General features: G+C 65.9%; 27 protein-coding genes. 16 read left to right on the top strand and 11 right to left on the bottom strand.

The genetic code is table 11. The features are described 5' to 3' along the window. Positions 1–71: 71 nt before the first annotated feature. From PY310_RS11940 to PY310_RS11925, 4 genes are all read right to left on the bottom strand, one after another. Complete coding sequence (locus PY310_RS11940; protein WP_275214598.1) at positions 72–1529, bottom strand: MFS transporter; 1458 nt, start codon at positions 1527–1529, stop codon at positions 72–74. A gap of 77 nt (positions 1530–1606) precedes the next feature. Continuing rightward, on the bottom strand, positions 1607–2893 hold the full coding sequence (locus PY310_RS11935) for an MFS transporter (protein WP_275214597.1): 1287 nt from the start codon (positions 2891–2893) through the stop codon (positions 1607–1609). Between the two features lie 43 nt (positions 2894–2936). Continuing rightward, positions 2937–3863 carry an MBL fold metallo-hydrolase gene (locus tag PY310_RS11930; protein ID WP_275214596.1) on the bottom strand — a complete coding sequence of 309 codons (927 nt, stop codon included), beginning with the start codon at positions 3861–3863 and terminating at the stop codon, positions 2937–2939. Between the two features lie 28 nt (positions 3864–3891). Further along, positions 3892–5271 carry an aldehyde dehydrogenase family protein gene (locus PY310_RS11925; protein ID WP_275214595.1) on the bottom strand — a complete coding sequence of 460 codons (1380 nt, stop codon included), beginning with the start codon at positions 5269–5271 and terminating at the stop codon, positions 3892–3894. A 157-nt stretch (positions 5272–5428) separates the two neighbouring features. Here PY310_RS11925 and PY310_RS11920 point away from each other — a divergent pair, with 157 nt between their 5' ends. The 5 genes from PY310_RS11920 to PY310_RS11900 all read left to right on the top strand — a co-directional run bounded on the left by PY310_RS11920 (position 5429) and on the right by PY310_RS11900 (position 11255). Then, complete coding sequence (locus tag PY310_RS11920; protein ID WP_275214594.1) at positions 5429–6229, top strand: SDR family oxidoreductase; 801 nt, start codon at positions 5429–5431, stop codon at positions 6227–6229. Between the two features lie 161 nt (positions 6230–6390). Further along, the gene (locus PY310_RS11915) at positions 6391–7233 is read left to right on the top strand and encodes an IclR family transcriptional regulator (RefSeq protein WP_275214593.1); all 843 of its coding nucleotides are present in this window, start codon (positions 6391–6393) and stop codon (positions 7231–7233) included. Between the two features lie 165 nt (positions 7234–7398). Next, positions 7399–8364, top strand: a complete 966-nt coding sequence (locus PY310_RS11910; protein WP_275214592.1) for a PDR/VanB family oxidoreductase — start codon at positions 7399–7401, stop codon at positions 8362–8364. A gap of 81 nt (positions 8365–8445) precedes the next feature. After that, entirely contained in the window at positions 8446–9645 is a 1200-nt protein-coding gene (locus tag PY310_RS11905; protein WP_275214591.1) for a cytochrome P450, read from the top strand. A 134-nt stretch (positions 9646–9779) separates the two neighbouring features. Beyond that, positions 9780–11255 (top strand): aldehyde dehydrogenase family protein, encoded by a 1476-nt coding sequence (locus PY310_RS11900; RefSeq protein ID WP_275214590.1) that lies wholly within the window; start codon positions 9780–9782, stop codon positions 11253–11255. Positions 11256–11383: 128 nt separating this feature from the next. Here the strand turns inward: PY310_RS11900 and PY310_RS11895 are convergent, their stop codons facing one another. Beyond that, positions 11384–12040 carry an alpha/beta hydrolase gene (locus PY310_RS11895; protein WP_275214589.1) on the bottom strand — a complete coding sequence of 219 codons (657 nt, stop codon included), beginning with the start codon at positions 12038–12040 and terminating at the stop codon, positions 11384–11386. Between the two features lie 101 nt (positions 12041–12141). Next, positions 12142–12489, bottom strand: a complete 348-nt coding sequence (locus PY310_RS11890; RefSeq protein WP_275214588.1) for a hypothetical protein — start codon at positions 12487–12489, stop codon at positions 12142–12144. A gap of 172 nt (positions 12490–12661) precedes the next feature. Between PY310_RS11890 and PY310_RS11885 the strand changes: the two genes are divergently transcribed. Further along, positions 12662–12964 carry a DUF4193 domain-containing protein gene (locus PY310_RS11885; protein WP_275214587.1) on the top strand — a complete coding sequence of 101 codons (303 nt, stop codon included), beginning with the start codon at positions 12662–12664 and terminating at the stop codon, positions 12962–12964. Between the two features lie 313 nt (positions 12965–13277). Beyond that, a complete protein-coding gene (locus tag PY310_RS11880) occupies positions 13278–13826 on the top strand; it encodes an AMIN-like domain-containing (lipo)protein (RefSeq protein ID WP_275214586.1) in 549 nt (182 codons plus the stop codon). 74 nt (positions 13827–13900) lie between these two features. Here PY310_RS11880 and PY310_RS11875 read toward each other — a convergent pair whose 3' ends face one another. Continuing rightward, a complete protein-coding gene (locus PY310_RS11875) occupies positions 13901–14377 on the bottom strand; it encodes a DoxX family protein (RefSeq protein ID WP_275214585.1) in 477 nt (158 codons plus the stop codon). 201 nt (positions 14378–14578) lie between these two features. On the opposite strand from PY310_RS11875, the gene PY310_RS11870 reads away from it, so the two are divergent. Further along, positions 14579–15058: a Dps family protein gene (locus PY310_RS11870; protein ID WP_275214584.1), complete on the top strand. Its 480-nt coding sequence runs from the start codon at positions 14579–14581 to the stop codon at positions 15056–15058. 191 nt (positions 15059–15249) lie between these two features. On the opposite strand, the gene PY310_RS11865 is transcribed toward PY310_RS11870, so the two are convergent. Beyond that, complete coding sequence (locus PY310_RS11865) at positions 15250–16827, bottom strand: MFS transporter (protein WP_275214583.1); 1578 nt, start codon at positions 16825–16827, stop codon at positions 15250–15252. Between the two features lie 66 nt (positions 16828–16893). Between PY310_RS11865 and PY310_RS11860 the strand changes: the two genes are divergently transcribed. Further along, positions 16894–17433 (top strand): TetR/AcrR family transcriptional regulator, encoded by a 540-nt coding sequence (locus PY310_RS11860; RefSeq protein ID WP_275214582.1) that lies wholly within the window; start codon positions 16894–16896, stop codon positions 17431–17433. A gap of 117 nt (positions 17434–17550) precedes the next feature. Here the strand turns inward: PY310_RS11860 and PY310_RS11855 are convergent, their stop codons facing one another. After that, on the bottom strand, positions 17551–18105 hold the full coding sequence (locus tag PY310_RS11855) for a TspO/MBR family protein (RefSeq protein ID WP_275214581.1): 555 nt from the start codon (positions 18103–18105) through the stop codon (positions 17551–17553). A 141-nt stretch (positions 18106–18246) separates the two neighbouring features. Between PY310_RS11855 and PY310_RS11850 the strand changes: the two genes are divergently transcribed. From PY310_RS11850 to PY310_RS11840, 3 genes are all read left to right on the top strand, one after another. After that, positions 18247–19335 carry a lipid II:glycine glycyltransferase FemX gene (locus PY310_RS11850; protein ID WP_419095479.1) on the top strand — a complete coding sequence of 363 codons (1089 nt, stop codon included), beginning with the start codon at positions 18247–18249 and terminating at the stop codon, positions 19333–19335. 92 nt (positions 19336–19427) lie between these two features. After that, positions 19428–20744 carry a peptidoglycan bridge formation glycyltransferase FemA/FemB family protein gene (locus PY310_RS11845; protein ID WP_275214579.1) on the top strand — a complete coding sequence of 439 codons (1317 nt, stop codon included), beginning with the start codon at positions 19428–19430 and terminating at the stop codon, positions 20742–20744. Between the two features lie 145 nt (positions 20745–20889). After that, complete coding sequence (locus PY310_RS11840) at positions 20890–22269, top strand: threonine/serine exporter family protein (protein WP_414004287.1); 1380 nt, start codon at positions 20890–20892, stop codon at positions 22267–22269. Between the two features lie 23 nt (positions 22270–22292). On the opposite strand, the gene PY310_RS11835 is transcribed toward PY310_RS11840, so the two are convergent. Then, positions 22293–23132, bottom strand: a complete 840-nt coding sequence (locus PY310_RS11835) for a siderophore-interacting protein (RefSeq protein WP_275214577.1) — start codon at positions 23130–23132, stop codon at positions 22293–22295. 14 nt (positions 23133–23146) lie between these two features. Beyond that, complete coding sequence (locus PY310_RS11830) at positions 23147–23917, bottom strand: uracil-DNA glycosylase (RefSeq protein ID WP_275214576.1); 771 nt, start codon at positions 23915–23917, stop codon at positions 23147–23149. Between the two features lie 123 nt (positions 23918–24040). On the opposite strand from PY310_RS11830, the gene PY310_RS11825 reads away from it, so the two are divergent. The 4 genes from PY310_RS11825 to PY310_RS11810 all read left to right on the top strand — a co-directional run bounded on the left by PY310_RS11825 (position 24041) and on the right by PY310_RS11810 (position 26720). After that, on the top strand, positions 24041–24370 hold the full coding sequence (locus tag PY310_RS11825; RefSeq protein ID WP_275214575.1) for a DUF3263 domain-containing protein: 330 nt from the start codon (positions 24041–24043) through the stop codon (positions 24368–24370). A 51-nt stretch (positions 24371–24421) separates the two neighbouring features. Further along, positions 24422–25051, top strand: a complete 630-nt coding sequence (locus PY310_RS11820; RefSeq protein WP_275214574.1) for a LytR C-terminal domain-containing protein — start codon at positions 24422–24424, stop codon at positions 25049–25051. A 167-nt stretch (positions 25052–25218) separates the two neighbouring features. Further along, complete coding sequence (locus PY310_RS11815) at positions 25219–25425, top strand: cold-shock protein (RefSeq protein WP_275214573.1); 207 nt, start codon at positions 25219–25221, stop codon at positions 25423–25425. After that, positions 25422–26720 (top strand): ABC transporter substrate-binding protein, encoded by a 1299-nt coding sequence (locus PY310_RS11810; protein WP_419095476.1) that lies wholly within the window; start codon positions 25422–25424, stop codon positions 26718–26720. The genes PY310_RS11815 and PY310_RS11810 overlap by 4 nt, the downstream gene beginning before the upstream one ends. Positions 26721–26864: the final 144 nt, after the last annotated feature.

Here is a 26864-nt window from a genome sequence, read left to right as displayed (position 1 = left end):
GGCAGTGTGATAGCCCCGGAGCGGCGACTTACCTCTCCGGGGCCACGCACGTGACTTGGGCGCTGTGGTGCTTATGCCCGGTGGCCTGCCTCCAAGGACTCCGGCGACGCGATGGACGCAGGCGCCGCGCCGGCCACGGTGGCCGAACCAACAGGGAATGCAGCGGCCGCGGGGACGGCAGTTGCATCAAGGCCCAGCCTGCGGCGGTCGCGCTGCTGGTTGACGAAGACCAGCGCAAGGACGCCGAACGTCAGCAAAAGACCGCCAGCAAGGGCGAAAGCTGCCCGGTAACCTTCAGCAGGCGTGGCCGCACCGCCGATCAGGAAGCCGGAAACCGCCGGCGCGAAGACTCCGCCGGTGGTGAGTACTGCATTGGCGATGGACAGGTTGGCACCGCGCTGCCCAATGGTGGTGAGCTCTGCGACCACGAGGTAAGTGATGGCAAAGAGTGCCGGGGCAGTGCCGAAGCCGAAGACCATGAGGGCGATCGACAGCGCCGGGGAAGCGGTCATGGTCGCCCCAACCAGGCAGGCCCCGGCAAAGGAGCCTGCGCCGCCCAGTACCCAGCCACGTGCCTTCCTGGTGGGAACGCCCTTCAGATGCAGGCGCTGGGTCAGCGCGCTCAAACCGACGGTGGCGATGGTGCCCCAGGCGGCCGGGAGGGCGATCATGGCACCGGACTGCTGCCCGGTGAAGCCCAGGACGTTCTGGAAGTAGGCAGGTCCCCAGGACATGGCAAGGGTGAACGTCCAGTAGCCAAAGAAGGAGGCAAGCACCGCAAAGATCCAACTGGGGGAGAGGATGGTGCGCCAGTAGCTAACCTTGGCCTCCGAAACCACCGGAGCTTCTTTCGGCGCGATGCCGTCGATTTCCTGCTCAGCCTTCCGGCTGGTGTACGGGCCTTCCTTACCCACGGTGACCCAGAAAACAGACCAGATCAGCCCCACGGTGGCCAGCACCGCGAATGCGGTCTGCCAACCGAACTGCCCGATGACCCAGGCCAGGACGGGGGCGAATGCCACGATGCCCAGGGTCACGCCGGATGAGGCCAGTGCCGCCGGGGTGGCGCCCTTCTTCTCGGGGAACCACTTGTAGATGCCATGCATCAGAACCGGCGCCAGCGGGCCTTCGCCGGCTCCCAGCAGCAGGCGGCTTGCCCAGAGTGCAGGCAAGGAGGCGAACAGAAGGATGGGGACCTGGGCTACGGACCACAGCAGGCACAGGACCAGCAGGATCCACTTGCTGGACACCTTGTTCGCGATGGGTGCGGCCACGAGCTGGGCCACACCGAAGGTCAGGAACATGGCACTGCCCACGAGGCCGAACTGTTCGGGCGTGATGCCCAGCTGTTTCATCAGCGGCACGGCGGCGATGCCGAGCACTGCCTTGTCAGCCCAGCTGAGCATCATCAGGAAGAGAAGGCTGAACGTCATGAACCAGCCGTAGCGGTTGCGCTTAGCCCGGGACCAGGTGCGGGGATCGCGGGAAGCCGCGGTGCCCCGCTTTGCGGTGAGGGGAGTTTCAGACACTTGATGCCCAATCGTTGAAGGGGAAGTCTTGCCGTTTGGAGCGGCGTTTCCTTGACTCTAAGCTCGTGTGATGGGCCTTACATTTGAGCTTTCCGTTGGGCGGAAAGCAGCTTTCCGGGGTGCCCTGCCGCTCCGTCAATGGTGCCGTCACGGTGGCCAACGAAGGCCAGCAGCGCCATGCCCACACCGCTTAGCGCGCAGGTCAGCCACCACGTAGTGCCCCACCCCCCGGTGCTGGTGGCGAGCAGGGCAAACAGCATGGGTCCCAGAAAGTTTCCCACATTGAAGATCTGCTGCGTCAGGCCCAGCACTGCGGTGACGGAACCGTCCGCGGGGGCAATGCGGACAGAGTACCTGGTCACCGCGGCTGGGATGAGCCCGCCGACGGCGGAGAACGCTGCAATGAAGGCGACCTGAAAAACGATACCGAGGCCGGTGCTTTCCCAGTCCACGGCGAACGTTGCCACCGAGGCGGCTGCCATTGCCAGGAAGGTCCAGAAAATAATTGTGCGCTCCGAGAGACCGCGTTGGATGAGCGGTCCTGCGCTGAGTGCGCCACACGCGTTGACTCCGCCCACAATAGCGCTGAGGATGCCAGGCAACGGGCCTTCCAGCCCGGCTGACCGGTAAATGGACGGCAGGAAACCGAGCACGGCAATCCACTGCGCGGTGTAGCAGGCAAAGACCAGGCCGATGATCCACGGTTGGCGGGTGGACACAGTCCGGGCCACCTTGCGGACCGCGGCCCGCAGACCGGTATCAGCAGGGACCACGTCCCGCGGCACCCGGCGCAGCAGCAGGGGCACGGGCAACAAGGTAACGACGGCCATCACCAGCCACCACTCGCGCCAGCCGGCCGCCTGCAGGAACAAAGCCCCGGCGGACAGCCCAATGAGGGTGGCCATGCCCTGGAACGCGCCCCAACTTGCCAGCGCCACGTTCAAGCGCTGAGGCGGGGTCACCTGGCGGATCAGGGCAGGGGCGACGACAACCGCCAGCAGGAACCCGATGCCTTCCAGAGTCCGCGCTGCCATTAACAGTTCGGTGCTGGGGGCCATCGCGCCGAGCGTCGATGCGACGCTCAGCAGGACGAGCCCGGCTAACAGCAGCCTGCGGAGACCCGCCAGTTCCCCGCCCACGGCCGTGACCAGCCCTCCTACGACGCTGGCGAGCTGGATAATCCCCAGAAGCAGCCCGGCCTGGATCAGCGTTGTGCCCAGATCGGCTTGAATGCCGGCCAGAGCAGCAGGGAGCTTCCAGATATGCATGGCCGCTGCGATCCCCGCCGCCAGGACGGCAAGCCACGCCCCGTCCGCCGTCGTCCGTCTGTCATCGGATGCCTTCGCGGGCAGCGGCTGTCTCAAAGTGGGGTCCTTGCTGACGGATAGCGGGGCGGTTTCAGCTTTCTTAGGCCGGTGCCAGCACCGGCTTGCCAACGGGGAACCGCTGGCCGCTGACGGCGACGTCCACGGGGCCGTCAAATGTTGAGGCGGCACGGCTGCGCCACCATTGCGGCTCGGCGCGGCCGGCCAGGTGGGAGAGGACAAGTCGTCCCACGCCTGCGGCGGCCGCTATGCGGCCTGCTCCCTCCGGCGGGGTGTGGGCGATCCGCTGGTGGTTCAGGAACTCCGGCGCGAAACCCTTGTCCGCATAGAAACCCAGGTTGACTGCTTCGTGCACCAGAACGTCCGCGCCGGTGGCCAGCACAGCCAAGGCGTCACATTCTGCCGTGTCGCCGGAGAAGACCACAGAGCCGGCGTCGGTCTCGAAGCGAAAGGCCAGCGCCGGGCGAACCGGCGGGTGTTCCACCAGGATGCCGGTGACTTTGACCCGGTCATCCTCGTAGACGTCAAAGGGGCGCTCCGCCGCGGCCGACCCGTGAGCGGGCGTGACCAGATCCACGGTGCGCACCAGGGACGCCAGCTCCGGGCGGGCCTCATCGTGCACCCGGATGTCGATGTCATACGAGAAGGCCTTCAAAGAGTGGGACACCAGCTCACCCGTCCCGGAAAGCCCTGCACCGCCGGTGCGGGTGGCATCCTTGCCCGGACCCACAATGGAGACGGGCCCGGTGAAGCCCTCCACCGGCTTGCCCCAGTTCCACAGCAGAAAACCGGGAAGTTCCACCACATGGTCCGAGTGCAGGTGGGTGACAAAACCTGCCACGAAATCCTTGCCGCGGAGCCCCGCCTCGTGTGCTGCGCGGGAGCAGCCCAGGCCAAAATCCACCATGTAAAAGGCATCGCCCACCACCAGTGCGCTGGAGATGCCGTTTTCCGGTCCGCGGATGGCCGGGCCGGCGGCGGTGCCAAGAGTGATCAGTTCGACGCTCACAGGAAAGTCCTTCTGCAGAGTTGCGGGGTCAGGAATGGGGACGGGCATTGATGACGCGGGTTTCCAGGTATTCCTCCAGCCCCCAGCGGCCACGTTCACGGCCGATGCCGGATGCCTTCCAGCCTCCGAAGGGGGCGTCCGGTTCCACCAGGGTGTGCTGGTTGACCCACACCGTCCCGGCCTCAATCCGCGAGGCCGTTGCGTAGGCGCGGTCCTGGTCGGGGGTCCAGACGGAAGCGCCCAGGCCGAATTCCCCTGCATTCAGCCCGGAGATGGTCTCATCGAGGCTGTCGTACGCCACGATCGGCAAGGCCGCCCCGAACTGTTCCTGTTCCACCAGGTCCATGCCCGGCTCGGCGTCAATGACCACCGTGGGGGAGAGGAAGTAGCCGGGCAGATCGCAGCCGGCGGAGCCGCCGGAGAGGACGCGGGCACCGGCGCCCACGGCAGAGTCAACAAGTCCACGGACCAGTTTGAGCTGGGACTCGTTGTGCATCGGTCCCATGGTGGTGCCGTCCACGATGCCGTGGCCCAGCACATGACGGGAAGCTTCAGCGGCGATGGCCTCGGCCAGTTCCGTGCTGCGGCTGCGCGGAACATAGACACGCTTGACCGCCATGCACACCTGGCCGGCGTTGCGGAAGGCACTGCCGACAATTCCGCGCGCGGTAACGGCAATATCAGCATCTTCAAGGACGATGGCCGGATCGTTGCCGCCAAGTTCCATGGTGACGCGCTTGACCGTGGAAGCGGCCTGCTGGGCGATGGATATGCCAACGTCCGTGGAGCCGGTGAACGAAATCTTGCGGATGCCGGGCGAGGTGCTCAGCGCAACATTCACCGTCCGCCGCGAACTGGTCCGGACTTGCAGCACCCCCGCGGGGAGAACCTCATTGAGTAGATCCGCGAGCGCGATGGTGGACAGGGGAGTCGACGGGGAAGGCTTGGCGATCACAGTGCACCCGGCTACCAGGGCGGGGGCGAGTTTCACGCTGAGCAGGGAGATGGGGAAGTTCCACGGCGTAATGGTGCCCACCAGGCCGACGGGCCGGTACTGAACCTCCAGCGTCCTGTCGGCCCGCGGCGCGAGGGCCTCGGCTTCGTCCCATTCCAGGTTCGCGTAATACTCAAAAAGTCCGGCCGCCACGGTGAATTCACCCGCGGCCTCGGTTTTGGGTTTGCCCTGTTCCAGCGAGAGCAGGGTTGCCAGCGCGTCCAGGTCGCGGCGGATCAGGGCGGCTCCCGCACGCAGGGCGTTGCGGCGGGCCTCCCGGTCGGCGGCCCAGCGGGGTGCGGCTGCACGGGCTGCCGCGACTGCCTGTTCGACGTCCTGCTGCGTGTTTTCCGGAGCGCGCCCCACCAGCTCGAGAGTGGCCGGGTCGCGGACCTCGTAATGTGCTGCCGTCATGGTGGTCCTTTCGGCCGGATGCGAATTCTTATCCCAGTGTCATGGCACCGGTCACACTCCACCCGGATCTTTCCGCCCAACGGAAAGGCTGCGAGAATCGGTTGGTTCGCGTTGCCACTATGGAGTGAAGCACGTCACGCACTAACGAGGAGTCTCCATGTCCCAAGAGCAACTGCCCATCGTCCTGACGGGGGTTTCATCCGGCATTGGCGCCCGGACGGCACGGATCCTGTCCGCTCGCGGCGTGCCGCTGATCGGCATCGACCGCAACCCGCCCGCTGACTTCAGCGGCACGTTCGTGCAGGCGGACCTTTCCAGTCAGGCCGGCATCGACGCGGCTGCGGCTGCAGTTTCCGCCGCAGCGCCGCACGGCATTGCGGGCCTGGCCAACATCGCCGGCGTGCCCGGCACGGCACCGTGGCGTACTGTGCTCTCGGTCAACGTCTTCGGTGTCCGCGGACTGGTCCGGGCATTGGCCCCGCTGCTTGGTGAGGGGACCGCCGTCGTGAACCTGGCCTCCAGCGTTGCCGTGTACTGGCGGGAAGTGAAGGCGAAGTGCTCCACTTTTGCGCTCGCGGACGATCAGGCCGCTGCCTTGGATTCGATCGCTGACGATCAAGAGGTCACCGCCGAGTCCTACCTCTTCTCCAAGCAGTGCGTCCGCGTCCTCACCGAACACCTGGCGGCGGAACTGCTGCCGCGGCGGATCCGCGTCAACAGCGTCAGCCCGGGACCCGTGGCCACCCCCATCCTTGAAGACTTCAAGAAAGACCACGGCCGCGACAAAGTAGAGGGCGCCGGTGCCCTGCTGGGCCGCTTCGGCGACCCCGACGATATTGCGCCCGTCATCGACTTCCTGCTCCGCCCCGAATCGGGCTGGGTCAACGGCTCCGATATCCGCGTGGACGGCGGCCTGGGGGCCTACCGCGGCTCCGGGCTCACCTCCGTGCCCGGCTGAGCGCCTTCATCCCACGGAGGATGCATTGATGCCCGACGCCGGTGCCTCACCTTTCGCGCTAGGAGGCACCGGCGTCGGGCCTAAAGTCGGGCCTAAAATGGGAGGATACGGCACTACGCCAACCGCGGAGCCGCTTTCCTCAACGCTCAGAAGGGTGAAGCATGGCAAACGCTGCCCCGGTGGGCAGGACCACCCGCAGCTCTGCGTCACCGGTTAAGCCCAAGCCGCTGCCGGATGGCAAAGGCGGTACCGTTCAGCAGCAAGCGGTGAGCGTGACCTCCCGCGCCCTGGCTCTCCTGGGCACCTTCGACAGCGAACACTCCGTTCAGAGCCTGAGTGCCATGGCCCGGCGCGCAGGGCTGCCGGTGGCCACTGCACACCGCCTTGCCGGCGAACTGGTGGCTTGGGGCGGTCTGGAGAAGCTGAACGGCGAATACCGGGTGGGGCAACGGATCTGGCGGCTTGGCCTCTTGGCCCCCGCGCAGCAGAACATCGCCGAGGTGGCTGCTCCGTTCATGCAGGACGTCCTCTTCGTCACCCACAACGTGGTGAACCTGTTCATTCTGGATGGCCAGGAGGTCCTGCTGGTCGAGCGGATGTCCGGCACAGGCGCCGGACAGCCGTTCCGGCGGGTAGGCGCGCGCCTTCCGCTGCATGCCAGCGCTGCGGGCAAGATCATGCTGGCTTACGGGGCCAAGGACCTGTTTTCCGCCGCTGTCCGGCACTTGGAGCCGCACACGCCCCGCACCATCACCAATGCCGTGGTGCTGGGCACAGAAATCGAACGCGTGCGGGCCAGCGGCTATGCCACCACCGAGGAAGAGGCCGGGGCGGACAACTACGGCCTGGCCGTCCCGGTGTTCCTGCCCAACAAGCAGGTGGTGGCTGCCCTGGGCATCGTGACCCGGGGCCGGCCGGCGCCGGCGGGCAGTGTGGTTCCCGTACTCAACATCGCTGCACGGGGGATTGCGCGGCGGCTCGGGGTAGAGCACCTTCCGCAGTAGTTTCCGGCTTCGGGCCGATCCCGTCCGGCAAATCTTTCCGTTGGATGGAAAGCCGTCGTCAGCATGTGTTGCAGACCACCTAACCTCAAGTAAGCCATCTTTCGGGCCGGATATCCGGCCGAAGTCTGCATGGCAGGCGAGCCGTTCCAAAGGAAGTGAAGACTGATGACTGCATCTGCAGGAGCCACCATTGACGCTGTTGTCGATCAGGTGGACGTTGTGGCGGACCAGGTAGTTTCCCTGGTTCTGCGGCGCGTGGACGGCCAGCCGTTCGAGCCATGGCAGCCCGGCGCACACATTGATGTCCATGTCGGCGACGGCCTGGTGCGCCAGTACTCCCTGTGTTCCTCTCCGCAGGAATTGGATCACCTGCGCATAGGCGTGCTCCACGTGCCTGATTCCCGAGGCGGGTCCAAAGCGGTCCACGCCCTGCTGGCCGGAACAGCCATCACCATCTCCGAGCCGCGCAATAACTTCGCCATGCGCGAATCACGGCGCTACCTGTTCCTCGCAGGCGGCATTGGCATCACGCCGCTGATCCCGATGCTGGAAGCGGCCGAGGCTGCCGGCAAGGAGTGGACGCTGATCTATGGTGGGCGAAGCCGCCGGACGATGGCGTTCGCACAGCAGCTTGAGGACCGGTATGGCGCTGAACGAATCCGGATCATCGCTGAGGACGAGGTTGGGCGGCTCGACCTTGACGAGATTCTCGGCATGCCCCGGGCGCACATGCTGGTATACGCGTGCGGTCCCGGGGGACTGCTCGGCGCAGTGGAAGAACGCTGCATGGGCTGGCCCCCCGGTGCGCTGCACACGGAACGCTTCGTGGCGTCCACCCTGGGTGCCGCATCGGCCAACGCCCCGTTCGAGGTGGAACTGGCCCGCACCGGAAAAACGGTCACAGTGCCGAACGACAAGACCATCCTCGAAGCTGTGGAAGAGGTGGGCGTGCGTGTCCTCTCATCCTGCCGCGGCGGGTTGTGCGGCACCTGCGAAACCCAGATCATTTCCGGTGAGCCCGAGCACCGCGATGCTGTGCTGACCGACGAAGACCGCGAGGCGGGCGAGATCATGCTGGTCTGCGTTTCCCGAGCCGCCGCCGGGTGCCCGCGCCTGGTTCTGGATCTCTAAAAATCCTGCTTTTCGCGGGTATCCGGATTTGGTCCGGTCACCGGATTGTTCAGCCAAGATTTGTCACCAGGAGTGTTTCTCATGACCGCTACCACCCATGATGCCTACGTATTGGGCGAAGACCCCTTCGAGACCGCCAACCTTCTGGACCCGTACCCGTTCCTGGGGCGGCTCCGCGATGCCGGCGCCGTGTCATATCTGGAGAGCACCGGCAGCTATGCCGTGGCCGGGTACCAGGAGGTCTATGAAGTCCTCACCGACTTTGAAACCTACATCTCTTCAGGTGGACTGGGCCCCCGGGACATCCGGAAAGACTCGGGTTGGCGCCCGCCCAGCATTCTCGAATCGGACCCGCCCATCCACACGGTAATGCGCCGCGCGCTCACCGGTGTCATTAATCCCGGAACGGTCCGCGCCCTCCGGGAGCCGTTCACGCCGCCGGCCATTGAGCTGACGGAGCAGCTGGCCCGCCGTGAGCGTTTCGACGCCATCACCGACCTCGCCGAGAAGTACCCCCTGCGAGTCTTCCCGGACGCGGTGGGGATTCCCGACGTCGGCCGTGAACACCTGTTGCCGTACGGCAACATGGTTTTCAACGCATTCGGTCCGGAGAACTACATCTTCAAGCAGGCCTTTGCCCAGGGTGACGAGCACGCCGCAGCGGTGATGCGCAACTGCCAGCGCGAAAACCTGGACGACGTCGGTTTTGGTGCCCAGATATGGGAACGTGTGAAGGAGGGGCTGATCACTGAACAGCAGGCCACGCTGCTGGTCCGCGCCCTGCTGTCAGCCGGTGTGGACACCACCATCTTCGGAATCGGCAACACCCTTTCGGTGCTGGCCCGCTACCCGGAGGCCTGGGCCAGGTTGCGGGAAAACCCGAAGATGGCCAAATTCGCCGTCGACGAGGCTTTGCGCCTGGAATCGCCGTTCCAGAAGTTTCACCGGACCGTTGCAGTGGACACCGTCCTTGGTGGAGTGCATCTGCCGGCCGGTGCGAAGGTGCTGGTCTTCCTGGGCGCCGCGAACCGGGACCCCCGCAAATGGGGTGACAACGCCGACGAGTTCGACCTGGACCGCAACGCCTCCGGTCACGTCGCATTCGGAATGGGGCTGCACCAGTGCGTGGGTCAGCCGATCGCCCGGCTCGAAATGGAAATCGTGCTGCAGCAGCTGCTCCAGCGGGTGGCAGCCATCGAACCCGACGGCGCCCCGGTGCCGATCCTGCACAACGTGCTCCGCGGATTCGAGTCCTTGCCGGTGCGGATCACGGCCGCGTAGGACCCCAACGTTTGGGGACTGCAGCAAAGACGGGGGACCACGTCGACTTGCTCTCCATCAGGGGGACGGCCAGACTGACTGTTAAGCCACCAAGTCCAGCCATCCTTCCGCATATCTGAAGAGGAGCGACAGCTATGACCACCTCAACCATCCAAGCTCCGGCGACATTCGCCGGGCAGGACATCAGCCTCCAGTACATCGCCGGGACATGGCGTGAGGGCCGGTCCGAGAAGACCCTCACCGTGATGAACCCCTTCGATGACAGCGTCCTGACCACCATCCGTCAGGCCTCCGCCGACGACGTGGACGAGGCGTACCGCGCCGCGGAGGCAGCCCAGGTAGGGTGGGCTGCCCTGCCGCCGGCCGATCGCCAGAAAGTAATGCGCCGTGCCGCGCAGATCCTTGAGGAGCGCCGCGAAGAGATCGTGAACTGGCTGGTCCGCGAGTCCGGCTCGACGTTGCTGAAGGCCAATGTCGAGGTTTCGCTCGCAGCCGGAATCACCCAGGAGTCGGCGTCGTTCCCCACCCGGGTCCACGGCAAGATCTTTGACTCCAACACCCCTAACCGTGAGATGCGGGTCTACCGCAAGCCGATCGGCGTGGTGGGCGTGATCAGCCCGTGGAACTTCCCGCTGCACCTGTCCCAGCGGTCCGTGGCCCCGGCCCTGGCGCTGGGCAACGCCGTGGTCATCAAACCGGCAAGTGATACCCCGGTGACCGGAGCGCTCATCCTGGCGCGGGTTTTCGAGGAAGCCGGCCTGCCGGCTGGGGTGCTCTCCACCGTCATCGGTGCCGGTTCGGAGATTGGTGACGAATTTGTGGCCCACCCTGTACCGGGACTGATTTCCTTCACCGGCTCCACCCCGGTCGGGCAGAACGTGGGCGCGGTGGCCACCAGCGGCGAACACCTGAAGAAAGTGGCCCTGGAGCTCGGCGGAAACGCCCCGATGGTGGTGCTGGACGACGCCAACCTCGAAGCCGCCGTGGGCGCCGCCATTCCCGGCGCTTTCCTGCACTCCGGCCAGATCTGCATGTCCGTCAACCGGATCATCGTCGAAGCCCCGATCTACGACGAGTTCGTCTCGCGTTTCGCCGAGGCCGCCGCGAAGGTGCCCTACGGCGACCCCACGGCCAAGGGCACGCTGGTGGGACCCGTGGTCAATGACTCCCAGCTGGCAGGGCTCAAGCAGAAAATCAAGTGGGCCCAGGAAGCCGGTGCCCGCACCGTGGTGGAAGGCGAGATCCGGGGCCGGGTTGTGCCCCCGCACGTCTTCGCCGACGTCACTGCTGACATGGAGATCGCCCGCGAGGAAATCTTCGGCCCAATGGTTGCAATTCTGCGGGCAGAGGATGAAGCACATGCCCTCGAACTTGCCAACGACCACGCCTACGGCCTCTCCAGCGCGGTCTTTACCCAGAATCTCGACCGCGGCCTGCAGTTCGCCCAAAAGGTCAAGGCCGGGATGACTTTCATCAACGAGATGACAGTCCAGGATGAAGCGCACGTGGCCTTCGGCGGGCAACGCAATTCCGGCCTGGGCCGCTTTAACGGCGAGTGGGCCATCGAGGAGTTCACCACCGACCACACCATCGGAGTCACCCGCCTCTAACAGGCGATACACACGAAGCGGCCTGCCCGGCCCGTCACGGACCGGGCAGGCCGCTCTTGTGCCTTCGAGCTCCTGTGCCTTGGAAACGGATCAGTCCGGCCGGCTCGGCAATGCCGCCCCTTCTGACCTTAGGAGGCTGGAGAAGCGCTGATCCATGTGCCGAGTTCACCCAGTGTCTGAGCTGAAATCTGGTGCCCACCGGGGTCTCGGCGGGTATGGACGGTGGCGGCGGAGTCGGTAGTCAGGTACTCCCAGGTCCGGGCAAGGAGTTCGGCCGGGATGACCCGGTCCTGGTCGCCCTGGGCAACGAAGACGGACAGTCCTGCCAGCCGCCCGGGCGTGACAGGGACCCCGGCCTCGAAAGGCAGGGTGCCGTAAAGGATGGCAGCCCCTGCGTAGCGGTTTGGATCCTCCAGGACCAGCCCGCCGGCAAAGGCGGCGCCCCCGCTGAAGCCCACCAGGATGACGGGCCGGCCGGCGGGAGAGTAGTCATCGAGCCAGCGCCGGAACCAGGCCATTTGTTCAGCCAGCGACTCGGGCGTGGGACGGCCGATCCCGCGGTTCGCAAACCATGCGTAGCCGCCTCCCTCCGCTATGGGTGCCCGGACTGCAGTGTAGGCAAATGCTTCCGGGAGATGGGCGGCCAGGCTGAGGATTTCGCGCTCATTGGAGCCCCGCCCGTGCAACAGCACCACCAGGGGTGCGGCCGGGTCGGTTGATCCTGCCGAGGCCACAACGGGCTGGGCACTTGCGGGAGACAGGCTTGGGTCGGCGGGGAGCGTCATCGGTAATCCTTACGGGAAGGCGGTCTAATGGTTGAAGATACAACAATTAGACCGCCTGTAGGGGCGGGTGTCAATGCCGGGCCGCCCGCATCCATGCCGCGTCAGTCTGAATCCATCAGCTCGAGCAGTTTCTTGGCGGCGTCCCGGATGTCGTCGTGCCCGTGCTGGGCGGCCCGGCTCTCCAGCGAAATGACGGCGCAGCGGTGGACCTTCTTGAAATCTCCGAACGGAAAGCTAACGCTCCCCTTTGTGCCTTCGGACTGCTCATCGTCCCGGCCGAGGTGCCATTCGGCGAAAGCCGCGAAGCCGTGTTTGTCGATGAACGCGTTCTCCTCGTCCGTGCTGGGAGCATGTTCACTCCAGTCATCGCGGACGTCGTGTTCGACCTTTCCGCTCTCGATGAGCTTGCGGGCGTGGGTCATAGCTTTGCGGTTGAGCTTGGCGGCCATGGTGCCTCCTGCGGTTCAGCGTCGAATGCCGGCAAATTCAGCGTAACCCCGCAGGTGCCTCCGGAGTCTGTCGAATTGGCCACACTATTGCCTAAGTGGTGGGGCAATGACCTAAACTGCTTCACTGAGGCGCCTGAAATGGTGCCGCGCAGCAACGAAAGTGAATCCCGCTATGGCTACCGATTACGACGCTCCACGCAAGACAGACGACGAGTCGTCCGCAGAGTCGCTGGAAGCACTCCAGGCATCCCGCGGCGGCAATGCCCAGACCGCCGTCATCGACGTCGAGGAGAACGATACCGCCGAGGGCATCGACCTGCCCGGGGCCGATCTCTCCGGCGAGGAACTGACCGTTGTGGTTGTTCCCGAGCAGTCCGACGAGTTCACCTGCTCGTCCTGCTTCCTGGTCCGGCACCGGTCTCAGGTTGCCCGTGAAAAGAACGGCCTGAAGTACTGCATCGAGTGCGAGGGCTAGCAGCCTCCACTCCCCGGATCGCGAGCAAAAGCCCCGTCAGCCCAGCGGCCGAACGGGGCTTTTGCATCTCCCGCGGCACAACCTGGATGCGCTTTCCGGTAGGCCGGTCCGGCGTCGTTATGGTGCATCACGACGCGATGCAGAAACGGTGTTAATAGCGTTTCGTTGCGCGGCAAAAACCCGCCGGAATTACCCGGCTGTGACCGGACATCCCCGCCCCTAACGGTTCCGCGCCGAAGCGGCCACAGCCCTTATTTACGGCCCTCGAGGCTCCTACCCTTGATGTATCCAAAGACTCGAAGGGTGGCCCACAATGAAGAAGTTTCATACTTGGCTGGCAGTCATCGTGATGACTGTTGGATTGGGTTTCCTGACTCCAGGGCCCGCCTCGGCGGCAACCTCCTACTGCGGGCTCACCTGGGGGTCGCTGGCCAAGACGGGCCCGGAAATGAGCTCCGCATCCGTCACCAACGTCAGGACCGGGCAGCACTACTGCTTCGACCGGATGGTGGTGGATGTCAACGGTCCGGTTAAGGGTTACTCGGTTCGGTATGTACCGGCAGTGGTCCAGGACGGCTCCGGCATGGCTGTCCCGCTGCGGGGTTCGGCCTTCCTTCAGGTCACTGTGAACGCGCCGGCCTATGACGTCAAGGGCCAGCCCACTTACAACCCGGCCCCGCCCGCGGAACTTTCCAACGTGTCCGGATACCAGACCTTCCGCCAGGTGGCGTACGCAGGCAGCTTTGAAGGATATACCAGCCTCGGGCTCGGCGTGCGTGGCCGGCTCCCGTTCCGGGTCTTCGCCCTGGACGGTCCCGATTCAGGCTCACGGCTGGTGGTGGATGTGGCGCACTTCTGGTGAGCGCCTGTGCGCTCGCAGCCGCGTATCGGTTCGGAGGGGTGCCCATCGGCCGGACCATGAATCCCGACGGCGGGCTACTCCGGGCGGTTACCCTGGCGCAGCGCCGCGCGCAGTTCCTTCCAGGCTCCGGTGGACCACAGTGCCCAGAGGACCAAAACTGGCTGGAAGAACAAGCGCGTGAGCCTGGCGCGGTCCGTGTCCAGGCCAAACCCGTCGGTGCGGGTCACGTACTGCGAAATGTTGCCGGGGAAGATCAGCACGAAGAACGCCGCCGCCGCCAGACCCACCGGGACACGGCGCTTCCGCAGGGCGATCAACGCGGCACCGAGGCCGATTTCAACCACGCCTGATGCCAGCACCACAAAGTCTTTATCCATCGGGAACCACGGCGGTACCTGCGCCTGAAACTCTTGACGTGCGACGGTGAGGTGGCTGACCCCGGCCGCAGCCAGCGCACCACCCAGGAGAACTGCCCCGATCAGCCGGGGCGCCGGGATCTTCCCCGCTGGGTGCGTCAGGAGCCGGACCAAAGCTGTTCGGGTGAGCGTCATGACTGAAAACGTAGCACGTATTCCACACCCGCCTACCCGCCGGTAACCTTCCGTCCGCGCTCAAGGGCGCGCCCCAAAGCACCTGTATTTGGGGGCGTGCAGGACATCCTAGTAAGCTCACTGAGAAATCCGGCCCGGCCCCCCGCGCAGCCCCGGGCGGACTGATAGCGTCGGCATTACTGGACCAATCGAGGAGGATTCATGAAAGCTTCACCGACCCTGACCAACAACCTGCAGGCCGTTCTCGCAGACCTGATCGAACTGCACATCCAGGGCAAGCAGGCCCACTGGAACATCGTGGGAACCAACTTCCGGGACCTGCACCTGCAGCTGGACGAAATCGTCGATGCCGCCCGCCAGTTCGCGGACGACACAGCCGAACGGATGCGTGCACTCCATGCCCTGCCGGACGGCCGCAGCGCCACCGTGGCCAAGTCCACGTCGCTGGCTCAGTTCCCGGAAGGCCTCATCAGCACCAAGGACGCCATCGAGCGGATCGTGGCCGCCCTTGAGGCCGCCGTTGGCACCATGCGCAAGGTTCATGACGAGGTGGATGAAGAGGATCCCACTACCGCGGATCTGCTGCACGAATTCATCGCCAAGCTGGAGCAGTACGCCTGGATGGTCAATGCCGAGACCATGAAGGCGTCCGCCAGCGTCACCGCCCCCGACTCGAAGTAGCACCCGGGCTTTAGCGTGAGCAGGCCGCGGTGCCGGAGATCATCTCCGGCACCGCGGCCTTCTGTTGTCCGCCCCCGCCTGCGCACGCGCGTGTCAGCATCCCCGTCTGCGTAGTCCGTCTGCGCAGTCTGTCTGCGCAATCCCCTCAGCGCAATCCCGTCGGCGCAATCCTGCACGCCGGACTGCGGCCCCTAGTCCGCCGTCGGAATTCTGCGGAGTACGACGGCGGTGAGGCCCGCGGCTCCAGCCATCAGCACCAGCGCAATTGCGGCAGTGATGTGGACGCCCGAATCAAATGCGAGGCGCGCCGCTTCGCGCAGAGGGGCGCCCAGAGGGGCGGGCGCGCTGACCGCCAGTTCCATGGCCCCTGCGAGGGTTTCACCGGCCCGATCCAGGGCGCCGCCGGAGGAGGATTCCTCCAGCCCTGCAGGAAGGCGGATGTTGTGCTGGTAGGACGCGGTGAGAATCGAGCCCAGGACGGCCGTCCCCATCAGTGACCCCACCTCATAGCCGGTTTCTGAGATGGCGGCCGCCGCACCTGACTGCTCGGCAGGAACGGCGCCCAGGATGAGGGCGTTGGAGATTGTCTCCGAGGCACCCACTCCGAGGGCAAGGACCAGGAGGGCTGCCAGCAGGAAAGCGGGTCCGGAAGCATGATCGCCAAAGACGACGATCCCGTAGCCGGCGGCGGTGAGAGCCAGGCCGCCGGCCACCACGAAGCCTGGCCGCACCTTCCTGACCAAGGGCACTACCGCGAGGCCCGCCACCACCGTGGCTATCAGGGCCGGGATCATGGCGACACCGGCGGCTGAGGGGGTCATCCCATCCAAGAGCTGCAGGTGCTGGGCAAGGAACAGGATGAAGCCGTTGAAGGAGAACAGTGCCAGGACGTTTGCCGTGATGGCGGTACTGAAGACCGGGTTGCCGAACAGCGAAATGTCCAGCATGGGGCTGGCCAGCCGTTGCTGGCGGCGGACGAAGAGGAATCCCATGGCGAGGCCAAAGGCGATCAGCGCTAACGGTGCGGGCCCAAGACCTTCGGTGGCCAACTCCTTGATGCCATACACCACAGGCACCATCACCAGCAGCGAAAGGGCAATACTCGGCAGGTCCAGCCGCCCGGGGCGGGGGTCCTTCGACTCCGGGATGAATGCAGGGCCGAAAACCAGGAGCGGAAGCATGAGGGGGACCGCGACAAGCAGGACAGCACCCCACCAGAACTCCTGCACCAACCAGCCGCCAAATATAGGTCCCAGAGCTGCGCCACCGGAGAAGCCGGCCGCCCAGATGGCCACGGCAAGGCGGCGCCGGTTTGGGTCGGGAAAGATGTTGCGGATCAGGGACAGGGTGGAGGGCATCAGCATGGCGCCGAACAAGCCCAGCGCGGCGCGCCCGGCAATGAGCCATTCGGCGCTGGGGGCGAAGGCTGTGACTGCCGAAACGGTGGCGAAGCCAACGCTGCCGATCAGCAGCAGGCGGCGGCGGCCAATCCTGTCGCCGAGGCTGCCCATGGCCACCAGCAGGCCGGCAAGCACCAGCGGGTAGGCGTCCACGATCCACAGCAACTGGATCCCGGTTGTCTGCAGGCTGCCCGCAATCGCGGGGAGCGCGAACGTCAGCGCGGTGTTGTCCACGGCAACCAGAAGTACGGGGAACATCAGCAGGGCCAGTGCGAGCCAGTCACGCCACGGCGCTCCGGTGGGTCCGGCGGGCAGGCTTGAGGTCGATGTGCTCGCAGGGTTCTGATGGGAGGCGGCGGACAACGTCATCCCTTAACTATACCGTCCAGACGGTACAGTTAAGGAACCTCGCCCTGACCATGCATGATGGGATCCATGCCCAGAAAGCCCGTAGCCCGTGACGCCGTCCTTGACGCTTTTGAAGAACTCCTGATCAGTGTGGGGGAGCGTGCGGCCACCCTGGATGCCGTGGCGAAGCGGGCCGGCGTGTCCAAAGGCGGGCTTTTGTACCACTTCCCCAACAAGGAGGCGCTGATCGCGGCCATGCTGGAGCGGTTGGATCTGCTGGCCGGGGAAGACATCGCCCTCATGTCCGCCGCGCCGGAAGGTGCGGCCACATACTTCATCCGGACCTCGCTCTGGTCCGGGTCACCGTTGGACCGCTCGTTCCTTGCCGCCAGCCGGTTGGCGGAAGTGGCCCATGTGGAGGCCCGGCGCCGGTTCGCCGGCATTCAGCAGCAATGGCTGGACCTGATCGCCGCCGATGTGGGCACCGGGATGGCGAAGGCCGTGCTGTATATGGGGGACGGGTTGTACCTGAACGCCATGTGGGAAGGCGGGCCGGCCTCAAAGACCGACGGCCGGCAGGGCGATGTCGAGGTGCTCCTGGCGGCGGTGGAGCGGCTCCGCGGCTGATTCTGCGCATTCGGGGCGGGCCCGCGTGGCGCCCCGGGTCTCCGGACGCTCCTTCGCCCGGCACCCGGCCCCGGAATGATGGCGCAGAACCCGATGCCGGGTTCATCCCGGAGAGCCTCAGTTGTTCAGAGCCGCCCAGAGGTTGAGGGACGCGGCAAACACAATCCAGGTGATGTAGGGCAACAGCAGGAGCCCGGCCCAACGGCTGACGGGGCCAAAGCGCATGACCGTCACCGTGACCGCCGCGATCAGCGCCACGATGATGGCGAAAGCCAGCCAGAGCGCAGCCGTCCCCATCAGCGGGTACAGGCTGAAGAAGGTGGGCGTCCAGAGCAGGTTCAGGAAGAGCTGGACCCCATAGACAACCAGCGCCGGCCGTGACGCCGGAACGTGGCGGCGCCAGACCAGCCAGGCCGCCACCGCCATGGCGGTGTAAAGCGCTGTCCACACCGGCCCGAACAACCAGTTGGGTGGTGACCAGGGGGCTTTGTCCGCGTCAACGTACCAGCCGTTCACATTGGACACTGTGGAGAACGCACCCAGCCATGCGACGAACGCGGACGCTGCCAGGAAGGCCGCGAGGACAACTACCTGCGCTCCGGCGCCGGGTTCCCTGCCGGACGGGCTGGCTCGCGGCGGACTTGGGGTGGACTTTTCCGGCAGTGGCTCCATGGGTCAACCCTTGCGAAGGGCGGGCCGCCGGTCAAGCCGTACGCCACCGGCCTGAAACGGCCGCGCCGGTTCAGGCTTTAGACTTGTGGCTACATGTCCGCACGCAGCCACGAGAACAGAACCACGAACGAAACCCTGAGATTGGACACGGCCCCCTTGCGAGAATTCACCGCCCGCTTTGCCACTGCGGAGGAAATTGAGAACTGGGACAAGCACGTCACGGCCAACCCCAATGGCGGCAACATGCTGCAGTCTGCGGCCTACGCGTCGGTTAAGAACGGGAGCGGCTGGAATGTGCGCTTCCTCGTCCTGGAGCGGGCGGGTACGTCCAGCTACAACCTGGTCCTGGAGAAGAAGTTCCCCATCCTTGGCCGTCTCTGGTACCTGATCAAGGGGCCGGATCTGGACTCCGCCGCGGATTTGAAGCCGGCCCTGGATGCCTGCGCGGCGTTCGCCCGGAGCCGGAAGCTCAACGTCTTCACCATCAAGATTGAACCGGACATCGTCTCCTCGCCCGAAGCCCAGGTGCAGCTCACCGCGGCAGGCCTGGTCAAGGCTCCGAACATCCAGTCGAACGACTCCACGGCGCTGCTGGACATCACGGCACCGGAAAATGAGGTGCTCCGCGCCATCTCATCCCGCGCCAGGAACGCCATCCGCCGGGCCGAACGTGAAGGCTGCACGGTGGTGGAGCGCGAACAGAGCCCGGAAACCTACAGGGCCCTCTATGATCTGATGGCGGACACCGTGAGCGCCAAGGGCTCCATGCCGCTGCGCAGCTACGAGTACTATGCCCGGTTCTGGGACGAGTTCTGCAGCCGCGGCCAGGGCCGGTTTTTCTTCGCCCATGAGGACGGCAAACCGAGTGTGGGCGCCTTTGTGATCAACTACGGTGCCAAGGCAACCTACAAGGACGGCGGGTCCACCCAGAACCGCAAGCAGTACGGCGATTCCCACCTGGTCCAATGGACGGCGATCCGCCGCATGCAGGAACTGGGCTGCACCGAATACGACTTCTGCGGCACCCCGCCGGCGGCGCAGATCAAGGACAAGACGCACAACCTGTATGGCATGGGCATGTTCAAGACCAGTTTCACGAAGACTGTCACAGACTTCGTCGGCTGCCACGATTACGTCCTCGCCCCGGTCCGGCACGCCCTGTGGGTCAAGGGCGCGGAGCGGATCTTCCGCCGGCTCGAAACAGCCCGCACCGGCCAGCAGTTCTACTGACAGCGCGTCCCGCGCATCCCACCACCCACACACCAACGAACGCCAGCGCCTTTCCCCGGCCCGGCGGCGCAGCCACAGATGAGGTTACTTCCGTGAATCCAACCAAGGCAGGAACCGGGCTTGAGCTCGGCGTCCTCAGCGATGCAGAGTTCGAAGCGTTCGCGCTCACACACCCGCAGAACAACTTCATCCAGTCCGCTGACTTCGTCCGGTTCCAGCGTGCCCGCGGCCAGGTGGTGGAGCTCTTCGGCGTCAGGCGCGACGGCGAACTCGTCGCCGCCGGGAAACTGAACTACACCACCAACCGCTGGGGCTACAAGGTCTGCGAGTGCGCCAAGGGCCCCCTGATGGACTACGCGGACGCCGTCCTGGTGCGTGACGTCGTCGGACTTCTCAAAGAGCGCGCCGCCGGGCGCAAAGCAGCGGAACTGCGGATTTCTCCGAACCTGCCGTACATCGCCCGCGATGAAGACGGCGCCGAGCACCCCGAGATCACGGACAACAGGCCGCTCGTGGCCGAGCTGGCCCGCCTGGGCTTTGAACACCAGGGCTCGGAAATGGACTTCGTCAATGTGAACTGGATGTTCATCAAGAAGCTCGAAGGCATCAAGGATTCCGAAGAGCTCATCATGAGCACCAGCTACCGGACCCGCAAGGCCATCCGCAAGGCTGAGAAGAACGGGGTGTTCCTGGAACAGGCCACCCTGGAGACCCTCGATGAGTTCTACAACGCGCTCAGCACCGCGGGGGACGAGAAGGGTTTCGTGTACCGGGAGCGCGAATACTACGAACAGCTCCTGCGGACCACCTCGCCCGAGTTTACGAAACTGATGATGGCCAAGATCGATATCCCGGCCTACCGGAAGTCCATCACCGAACGCCTGGAAGCCGAGTCCGCGGCTGCGGCGGAGCTCCGCCGCGAGGTTGAGGAAACGGGGAGCAAGAAGAAGGCCAACCGGCTCAAGGTGGTCCAGGACCTGGCGGACAGCTACGAGCGCAGCCTCAAGGACATTGAGCGTTTCCCCGATTCCGTGGGCGTGGCCACCGTGGCTGCCATCCATTTCGTCTGTTTCGGCGACGAAGTGGTGTGCGTGATCGGCGGGACCGTGCAGGACTACATCTACTTCAACGGCGCCACCTCCCTGTACTGGGGCATGATGCTCCACGGACTGGAGCAGGGCTACGCGCGGTACAACTTCTATGGCACCTTCGGCATCGAGGGGCAGGACGAGGAAGGCCACGGCGGCTACCAGTTCAAGAAGGGCTTCGGCGGCGAAGTGGTCCAGCTCGTGGGCGATTTTGTGATGCCGGTCAGGCCCCTGCCCTTCCGGGCGAACAGGCTGGCCCGGGCCGCCGTGGCCGCGGCCCGCACTGTCCTCGGCAAGCTGCCGCTGAAGCGGCAGGCCTAGCACCAACCCACCAAGCGTCAGAGGGAGGCGGACCACCGTGAACAAACGTCCCGAGAATTACCGCGGCAAGCCGCACACCGACGGCCTGCCCAAAACGGAGCCTCTCTCGGCCTCCCAGCTCGGTCACGACGCTGCAGCCAAGCGGATGCTCCGGCGCCTGGTCCAGGGAGAGAACCCGCCGACGGCGCCCCTCAGCATCGTGGACAGGCTCGCAGGGAGCCCCTACGCCAACCCCATGATCCAGGTGGGGGGCGTGGACACCTCTGCCCGCAAGACCCTGGACTTTGCCCTGCACCTCGCCGAAACCATGTTCCGGTACGGGGCGGGCGCCCTGGAAGTGGAGACCAGCATCATCGCGGTCACCGCGGCGCTCGGGCTGAAGAACATCGAAGTGGACATCACCAACCAGTCCGTGGCCATCAACTACGCTCCCAAGGACCAGCCGCCCATCGCGCTGCTCCGGGTGGTGCGGTCCTGGACCAACAACTACGCCGGGCTCGCGAAAGTGCACCGGCTGGTGACGGACATTGTGGCCGGGGGAGTGGGCCGCGATGAGGCCATCCGCCGCCTGGACGAAGCGATCACCAGCCCCAAGCCGTTCCCCCGCTGGATGGTCACCATGGCCTTCGGCGTGTTCGCGGCAGTCTTTGTGGGTGTCCTGGGCGGGGGCCCGGCGTCCTCGGCCATCGCGTTCGTGGCAAACCTCGGCGTCAGCCTCCTGGCCCGCCAGCTGGGCCGGTGGCGGGTTCCGGACTTCTTCACGACGGCGGCATGCTCCTTCGGTGTCACGCTCACCGCGCTGCTGTTGTGGCGCTTCAACCTCACCAACGCGCCGGCGATCGTGGTGGTGGGCGGCATCCTGCTGCTCCTGCCCACCGGCCGCCTGGTTTCCGCCGTCCAGGACGCCATCAACGGGTTCCCCGTGACGGCCGCGGGCCGGTTCCTGTCCACACTGCTGACCTTCGGCGCGATCGTGGCCGGGATCGCGGTGGCCTCGGTGGTGGGGGCGATGTCCGGGATGCAGGCCATTGACGTTACCGAAACGTTCCCGCCCGCCTACCATCTGTGGGTCCTGGTGATCTTCACGGCCATCGCCGTGATGGCCATCGGCATCACCGAGCAGACGTCGTGGGACCTGCTGCTGCCCACTGCGGGAGTGGGCGTGGTGGGCTACTTCGTCCTGCTGGGCGCCGGTTCCCTGGGCATCGGCGACCGGTTCTCCCCGGCGATCGCCGCCGTCGTGATCGGTCTGCTGGCCCGCGTGGTGGCACTGAAGATGGGCGCCCCGCAGCTGGTGGTGGCCGTTCCGGCTGCGCTGATCCTCCTGCCCGGCCTGACCATCTTCCGCTCCATGTACGTGCTGACCATCGAGGAATCAGAGATCCTGCTCGGGGCCGGCGGAATGCTCAACGCGGGGGCGATTGTGCTGGGCACGGCTGCCGGCATTGTCCTCGGCGATACGCTCGCCCGGCCCCTGACGCGCAGCCTGGCCAGCAACGAGCGGCGCCGCGCCCGGCGGCGGTAAAGCCCGGCTCAGATCTTCCCTGCCTAGATCTTCCCTATGGGGAGTTTCTTCTCAGCCTGGAAGTCGTCTTCCACCCGGCCCTTTGCCCAGTAGCCGGACAGCGAAACCTGGCTCCGCTCCAGGCCGCGCTCGGCGAAGAGGACGTTCCGCAGGGCCTTCATGTAGCCGCGCTCACCATGGGCGAAAACGTCCACCCGTCCCTCCAGCCAGTCGGCGCCGGCCACGGCCGAAACCAGGAGGTCACCCCCGCCGGCGGGGGCCCCGTTCCGGCGGAGCCAGTTGAGCTGCACGCCTGCCGGGGCTGCGATGTGCTGGATGTCCGCGTCGCTGTCCACCTCAATGAAGGCCAGGCCGCGGGCCTCCGCGGGCAGGGATTCGATGACGGCCGCGATGGCCGGCAGGGCGGCCTCATCCCCGGCGAGGAGGTACCAGTCGGCCTCGGGGGAGGGGTTGTAGCCGCCGCCGGGCCCGGTGAATGTGAACGTGTCCCCGGGCTGTGCGCCGGCAGCCCACGGCCCCGCCAGGCCTTCGTCCCCGTGAATCACAAAGTCGATGGCCAGTTCCTGTGCTGCGGTATCCACCCAGCGGACCGTGTAAGTACGGGTGAAAGGCCACTGGGCCCGGGGCAGGGTTTCGCGGATGGTCCACAGATCCAGCGGCCGGGTGTACTCAACGCCGGGCTGCGGGAACACAATCTTGATGTAACGGTCCACATAGTCGTTGTTTACATAGGCGGCGAAGCCCGGGCCGCCCGCCACGATCCTGACCATGTGCGGTGACAGTTCTTCACGCCGGATCACCGTGAGGTCAATCTGCGGACGGGTGTTCTTCGTTGCGCTCGTGGCGGCCGGCACTGTGCTCATAAGGCAACCCTAAGCTAAACAACCGGCGGGAGCTCCCAGGTTACGCCCGTGGAGCCCTGCTCCCGCAGCAGCCTGTTGATGGTGCTGAAGGGTTTGGAGCCGAAGAAACCGCGCGACGCCGATAACGGGCTGGGGTGCGCGCTGGATACCACTGCCGCGCCGTCCAGAAGGGGACGGACACTTTCCGCGTCCTTGCCCCACAGCACCGCCACGAGCGGCAGACTGCGGCCATCGGCCGTGCGGCGGTGGGCAACTGCGGTGACTGCCGCCGTCGTGATCACTTCCCAGCCTTTACCGCGGTGCGAGCCGGCGGCGCCCGCGCGGACGCTCATGACCCGGTTGAGCAGCAGCACGCCCTGATTGGCCCAGGCGGACAGGTCCCCGTGGACCCGCGGTGGGATGCCGAGATCGGACTCGAGTTCGCGGTAGATGTTGGCCAGGCTCCGGGGGATGGGCCGCGTCCGCGGGGCAACGGCGAAGGAAAGTCCCACGGCGTGGCCAGGCGTGGGATAGGGGTCCTGGCCGACGATGAGGACCTTGACATCAGCCAGCGGCTGCCTGAAGGCGCGAAGCACGTTCGACGGCGCCGGCAGCACGTGGTGCCCCGCCTCCACCTCCGCCGCAAGGAAGGTGAGGACGTCCCGCAGCTCCTTTTCAACCGGGGCCAGCGCGGCCGCCCAGTCGGGGGTCATCAGCTCACCCAGCGGCATTGCAGCCAGCTCGGCGAAGCCAACGGCGTCCGCCGGCTCCGCCGCAAGCTCGAACAGGGCGTCAGGTTCAAACACCGTCCCATTCTTGCAAAGTTTTCCGCCGGACCCGGCCCGGGGCGCCCGGCTTCAAATGACAACAATGTTATTTACGCCGTAGCATGGGATGAGATTTCAACCTCACCAGCGAAGGGATGTGCCGTGGCGGAGCCTGCTCGGGAACACCTGCCGGACGCCGCGGAGCAAAGCCGGCTGCTGGCTGACTTCACCCTGCGGGACTCCCGATTGAGCGAGCGCGACCAGCAAATGCTGGCCCTGGAACGGCAGTGGTGGAAGTACGCGGGCGCCAAGGAACAGGCCATCCGGGAGCTCTTCGACCTGTCCGCGACGCACTATTACCAGCTGCTCAATGCCCTCATTGATTCCGAGGCGGCGCTGGCCCACGATCCCATGCTGGTGAAGAGATTGCGTAGACTACGTACGTCGCGTCACCGGGCACGCACTGCTCGCCGCCTGGGTTCCGACGCCTGACTAATTTCGTGCTGAGCCATCAGCAGCAATCAACAAGGACGTCCCTGCACCATGACCAAATACGCTCGCGATGAATTCGACAAGGTACCGGAGACCGCCTCGCGGCAAGGCGTCCACCGCACGGCCACGGCGGCCGCCCGGCGCAGGCTCTGGCCCGTTCTGGCTGTGGGGATCGCCGCGCTGGCCATTGGACTTGTTTCCTTCCTGATTCTTCCCAAACTCGGGTTCACGCAGGCCGGCACGGAACTCTCCACGAGCCTGGAGGCGTCCGCCTCACCCAAGGCAAGCTCCGCCCCGTCGGCCAGCCCGGAATCATCCCCCAGCGCTGAGCCTTCCCCGGGCGCTGCGGCTTCAGCCGGCCCGGAGCCTTCGGCGTCCCCGTCCGCCAGCGAAAAGGCCGCGGTCCTGAACAAGGCCCAGGGTGTCGCCGTGTACAACGCGGCCGGGACAGCCGGGCTGGCCGGACGGGTCAGTTCGATGCTGCAGAACGACGGCTGGACGTTGGGGCAGGTCGGCAACTGGGCCGGCGCACCGCAGCAGGCGTCCCGGATCTTCTACGCTGGTGCGGCGCAGCGGGCCAACGCCGAAGCACTCGGGACCCTGTTGGGCGTCCCCACGCTGGCCGACAGCCAGGAGTTCCAGGTGCCCCTGGTTGTGGTGCTGGGGCCCGATTACCGGTAGCGCCCCGGTCACGCGACCATAACGTTCGGACCGCCGGGGCCGGGCGGCCCGGCCGCTCCCACGGGTTGTGGCTAGAGTGAATTGAGGCTTCGGGCCCGTTCGCGGCGCACGGACGTACACGGCCCACAGCGGGGTGGACCGTCGGCACTACGGAAAGAGTGGACATCATGGCATTGGGAACCGTCAAATGGTTCAACGCCGAAAAGGGCTATGGCTTCATTACCGTGGATGGCTCCGGGGATGACGTCTTTGTGCACTGGTCGGCCATCGACGGCGAAGGCTTCCGGGCCCTCGAAGAAGGGCAGCGGGTGGAGCTGGAAGTCGGCGAAGGCGAGAAAGGCCCGCAGGCCGATAGCGTCCGGCCCGCAGAGTGAACCGCGGCACCTCGCCCTTGGCAATCTTCCGCGGCACCCCGCCCTTGGCAATCCTCCGCGGCACCGCGGCGGCGGCCCTCCTCCTGGCACTCGCCGGGTGCGCCGGTGCCGCCGGGGGCAACGCCCGGCTGGACACCGTGGAGGCCTCCGGCGACGGGACCCTGCGGATCGGCCTGATCCTGGACAACACGGGGGAGCAGAGCTTCCTCAATGATGCGCAGCGGGCCGCCGCGGAGGCTGCAGTCAAGGACATCAACGCAGCCGGGGGACACAAGGGCAAGCCTGTCGAACTGATCGTCGAAATGGGCGACGATGCCGGGCAGCAGGCCAGGAAACTCGTTGACGGCAAAGCCGACGCCGTGGTGGGGCCGACGGATTCCAGCCACGCGGCAGCTGCCATCGACGTCCTGTCCGCGGCCAGGACACCGCTGATCTCGCCGGCGAATTCGGCGGCGGCGCTGAGCACGTACAAGAGCGGCGGCTACTATTTCCGGACCGCGCCAACGGACGTTGCCCAGGCCTCCGTGCTGGTTAAGCTCGCCAAGGACGGCGGGGCCAGGAAAATCTCCGTGGTCCACCAGGACAGCGCCTACGGCAACGACGTCTCCGCGGCCGTGGCCGCCGCTGCCACGGCTGCCGGCCTGGAAACGGTCAGCACCTCGGCCTTCAAGCCGGGTGCCGCGCAGAAGGCGGCGGCGGCCGCCCGGGAAGCCAAACCTGACGCCGTGGTTCTGATCGCCCGGGAGGACGCCCAGGGTGCCCTCGCCGAACTTAACAACGCAGGGTTGTCCGGCAGCAAGCTCATCCTCAGTGACGGTGCCTTCGCGCAGTACGGTTCGGGGCTTGGCTCGAAGGCCCTCGATGGTGCCCGCGCCGTGGTGCCCGGCGGCCTCCCTTCGGCTGCGTTCCAGGCGCGGCTGCTGGCCATCAGTCCGGGCCTGAAGGACCTGTCCTTCGGGGCCGAAGCCTACGATGCCGTGAACCTTGCGGCGCTGGCTGCGGCTACGGCCGGTGACGACGCCGGCCGCTCCATCGCAGCCAACCTGATCACAGCATCCGGCGGGACCCCGGACGGTCCGGAAACCGCCCCGGCCGGTAAAACATGCCGTACCTACGCCGACTGCCTGGCCGTGCTGAAGACGGGGGCAAGAATCAATTACGACGGCGAATCGGGGCATATTGCGTTCGACTCCCATGGCGATATCACGGCGGCGAACTTCATGGTCTTCACCTATGGGGCGGACAACAGGGCCGTGCTCACCGGACGCGAGGCCGCAGGCCGCACCGCGGGCTGATCGCCAACGGCGAACGGCCACCCGCCGGATAGGCGGTTCCGGCGTCCATTCGCTTGCACTCTCACCGGGGGAGTGCTAATTATTGAGTTAGCACTCTGACGTACCGACTGCTAAAGCAAGGTTCGGCATCCGCCGCTTCCGCAG

Source organism: Pseudarthrobacter naphthalenicus, assembly GCF_029076445.1.
Lineage (GTDB): Bacteria > Actinomycetota > Actinomycetes > Actinomycetales > Micrococcaceae > Arthrobacter > Arthrobacter naphthalenicus.
Note: the sequence above shows the minus strand (reverse complement) of the source record. Positions and strands in the feature narration are given on the sequence as shown.

Bases quoted from the DNA above. Each gene is read 5' to 3' on its own strand.
- PY310_RS11925 (WP_275214595.1), bottom strand. From the start codon at position 5,271: ATGACGGCAGCACATTACGAGGTCCGCGACCCGGCCACTCTCGAGCTG.
- PY310_RS11920 (WP_275214594.1), top strand. From the start codon at position 5,429: ATGTCCCAAGAGCAACTGCCCATCGTCCTGACGGGGGTTTCATCCGGC.
- PY310_RS11915 (WP_275214593.1), top strand. From the start codon at position 6,391: ATGGCAAACGCTGCCCCGGTGGGCAGGACCACCCGCAGCTCTGCGTCA.
- PY310_RS11910 (WP_275214592.1), top strand. From the start codon at position 7,399: ATGACTGCATCTGCAGGAGCCACCATTGACGCTGTTGTCGATCAGGTG.
- PY310_RS11905 (WP_275214591.1), top strand. From the start codon at position 8,446: ATGACCGCTACCACCCATGATGCCTACGTATTGGGCGAAGACCCCTTC.
- PY310_RS11900 (WP_275214590.1), top strand. From the start codon at position 9,780: ATGACCACCTCAACCATCCAAGCTCCGGCGACATTCGCCGGGCAGGAC.
- PY310_RS11895 (WP_275214589.1), bottom strand. From the start codon at position 12,040: ATGACGCTCCCCGCCGACCCAAGCCTGTCTCCCGCAAGTGCCCAGCCC.
- PY310_RS11890 (WP_275214588.1), bottom strand. From the start codon at position 12,489: ATGGCCGCCAAGCTCAACCGCAAAGCTATGACCCACGCCCGCAAGCTC.
- PY310_RS11885 (WP_275214587.1), top strand. From the start codon at position 12,662: ATGGCTACCGATTACGACGCTCCACGCAAGACAGACGACGAGTCGTCC.
- PY310_RS11880 (WP_275214586.1), top strand. From the start codon at position 13,278: ATGAAGAAGTTTCATACTTGGCTGGCAGTCATCGTGATGACTGTTGGA.
- PY310_RS11875 (WP_275214585.1), bottom strand. From the start codon at position 14,377: ATGACGCTCACCCGAACAGCTTTGGTCCGGCTCCTGACGCACCCAGCG.
- PY310_RS11870 (WP_275214584.1), top strand. From the start codon at position 14,579: ATGAAAGCTTCACCGACCCTGACCAACAACCTGCAGGCCGTTCTCGCA.
- PY310_RS11865 (WP_275214583.1), bottom strand. From the start codon at position 16,827: ATGACGTTGTCCGCCGCCTCCCATCAGAACCCTGCGAGCACATCGACC.
- PY310_RS11860 (WP_275214582.1), top strand. From the start codon at position 16,894: ATGCCCAGAAAGCCCGTAGCCCGTGACGCCGTCCTTGACGCTTTTGAA.
- PY310_RS11855 (WP_275214581.1), bottom strand. From the start codon at position 18,105: ATGGAGCCACTGCCGGAAAAGTCCACCCCAAGTCCGCCGCGAGCCAGC.
- PY310_RS11840 (WP_414004287.1), top strand. From the start codon at position 20,890: ATGCTCCGGCGCCTGGTCCAGGGAGAGAACCCGCCGACGGCGCCCCTC.
- PY310_RS11835 (WP_275214577.1), bottom strand. From the start codon at position 23,132: ATGAGCACAGTGCCGGCCGCCACGAGCGCAACGAAGAACACCCGTCCG.
- PY310_RS11820 (WP_275214574.1), top strand. From the start codon at position 24,422: ATGACCAAATACGCTCGCGATGAATTCGACAAGGTACCGGAGACCGCC.
- PY310_RS11815 (WP_275214573.1), top strand. From the start codon at position 25,219: ATGGCATTGGGAACCGTCAAATGGTTCAACGCCGAAAAGGGCTATGGC.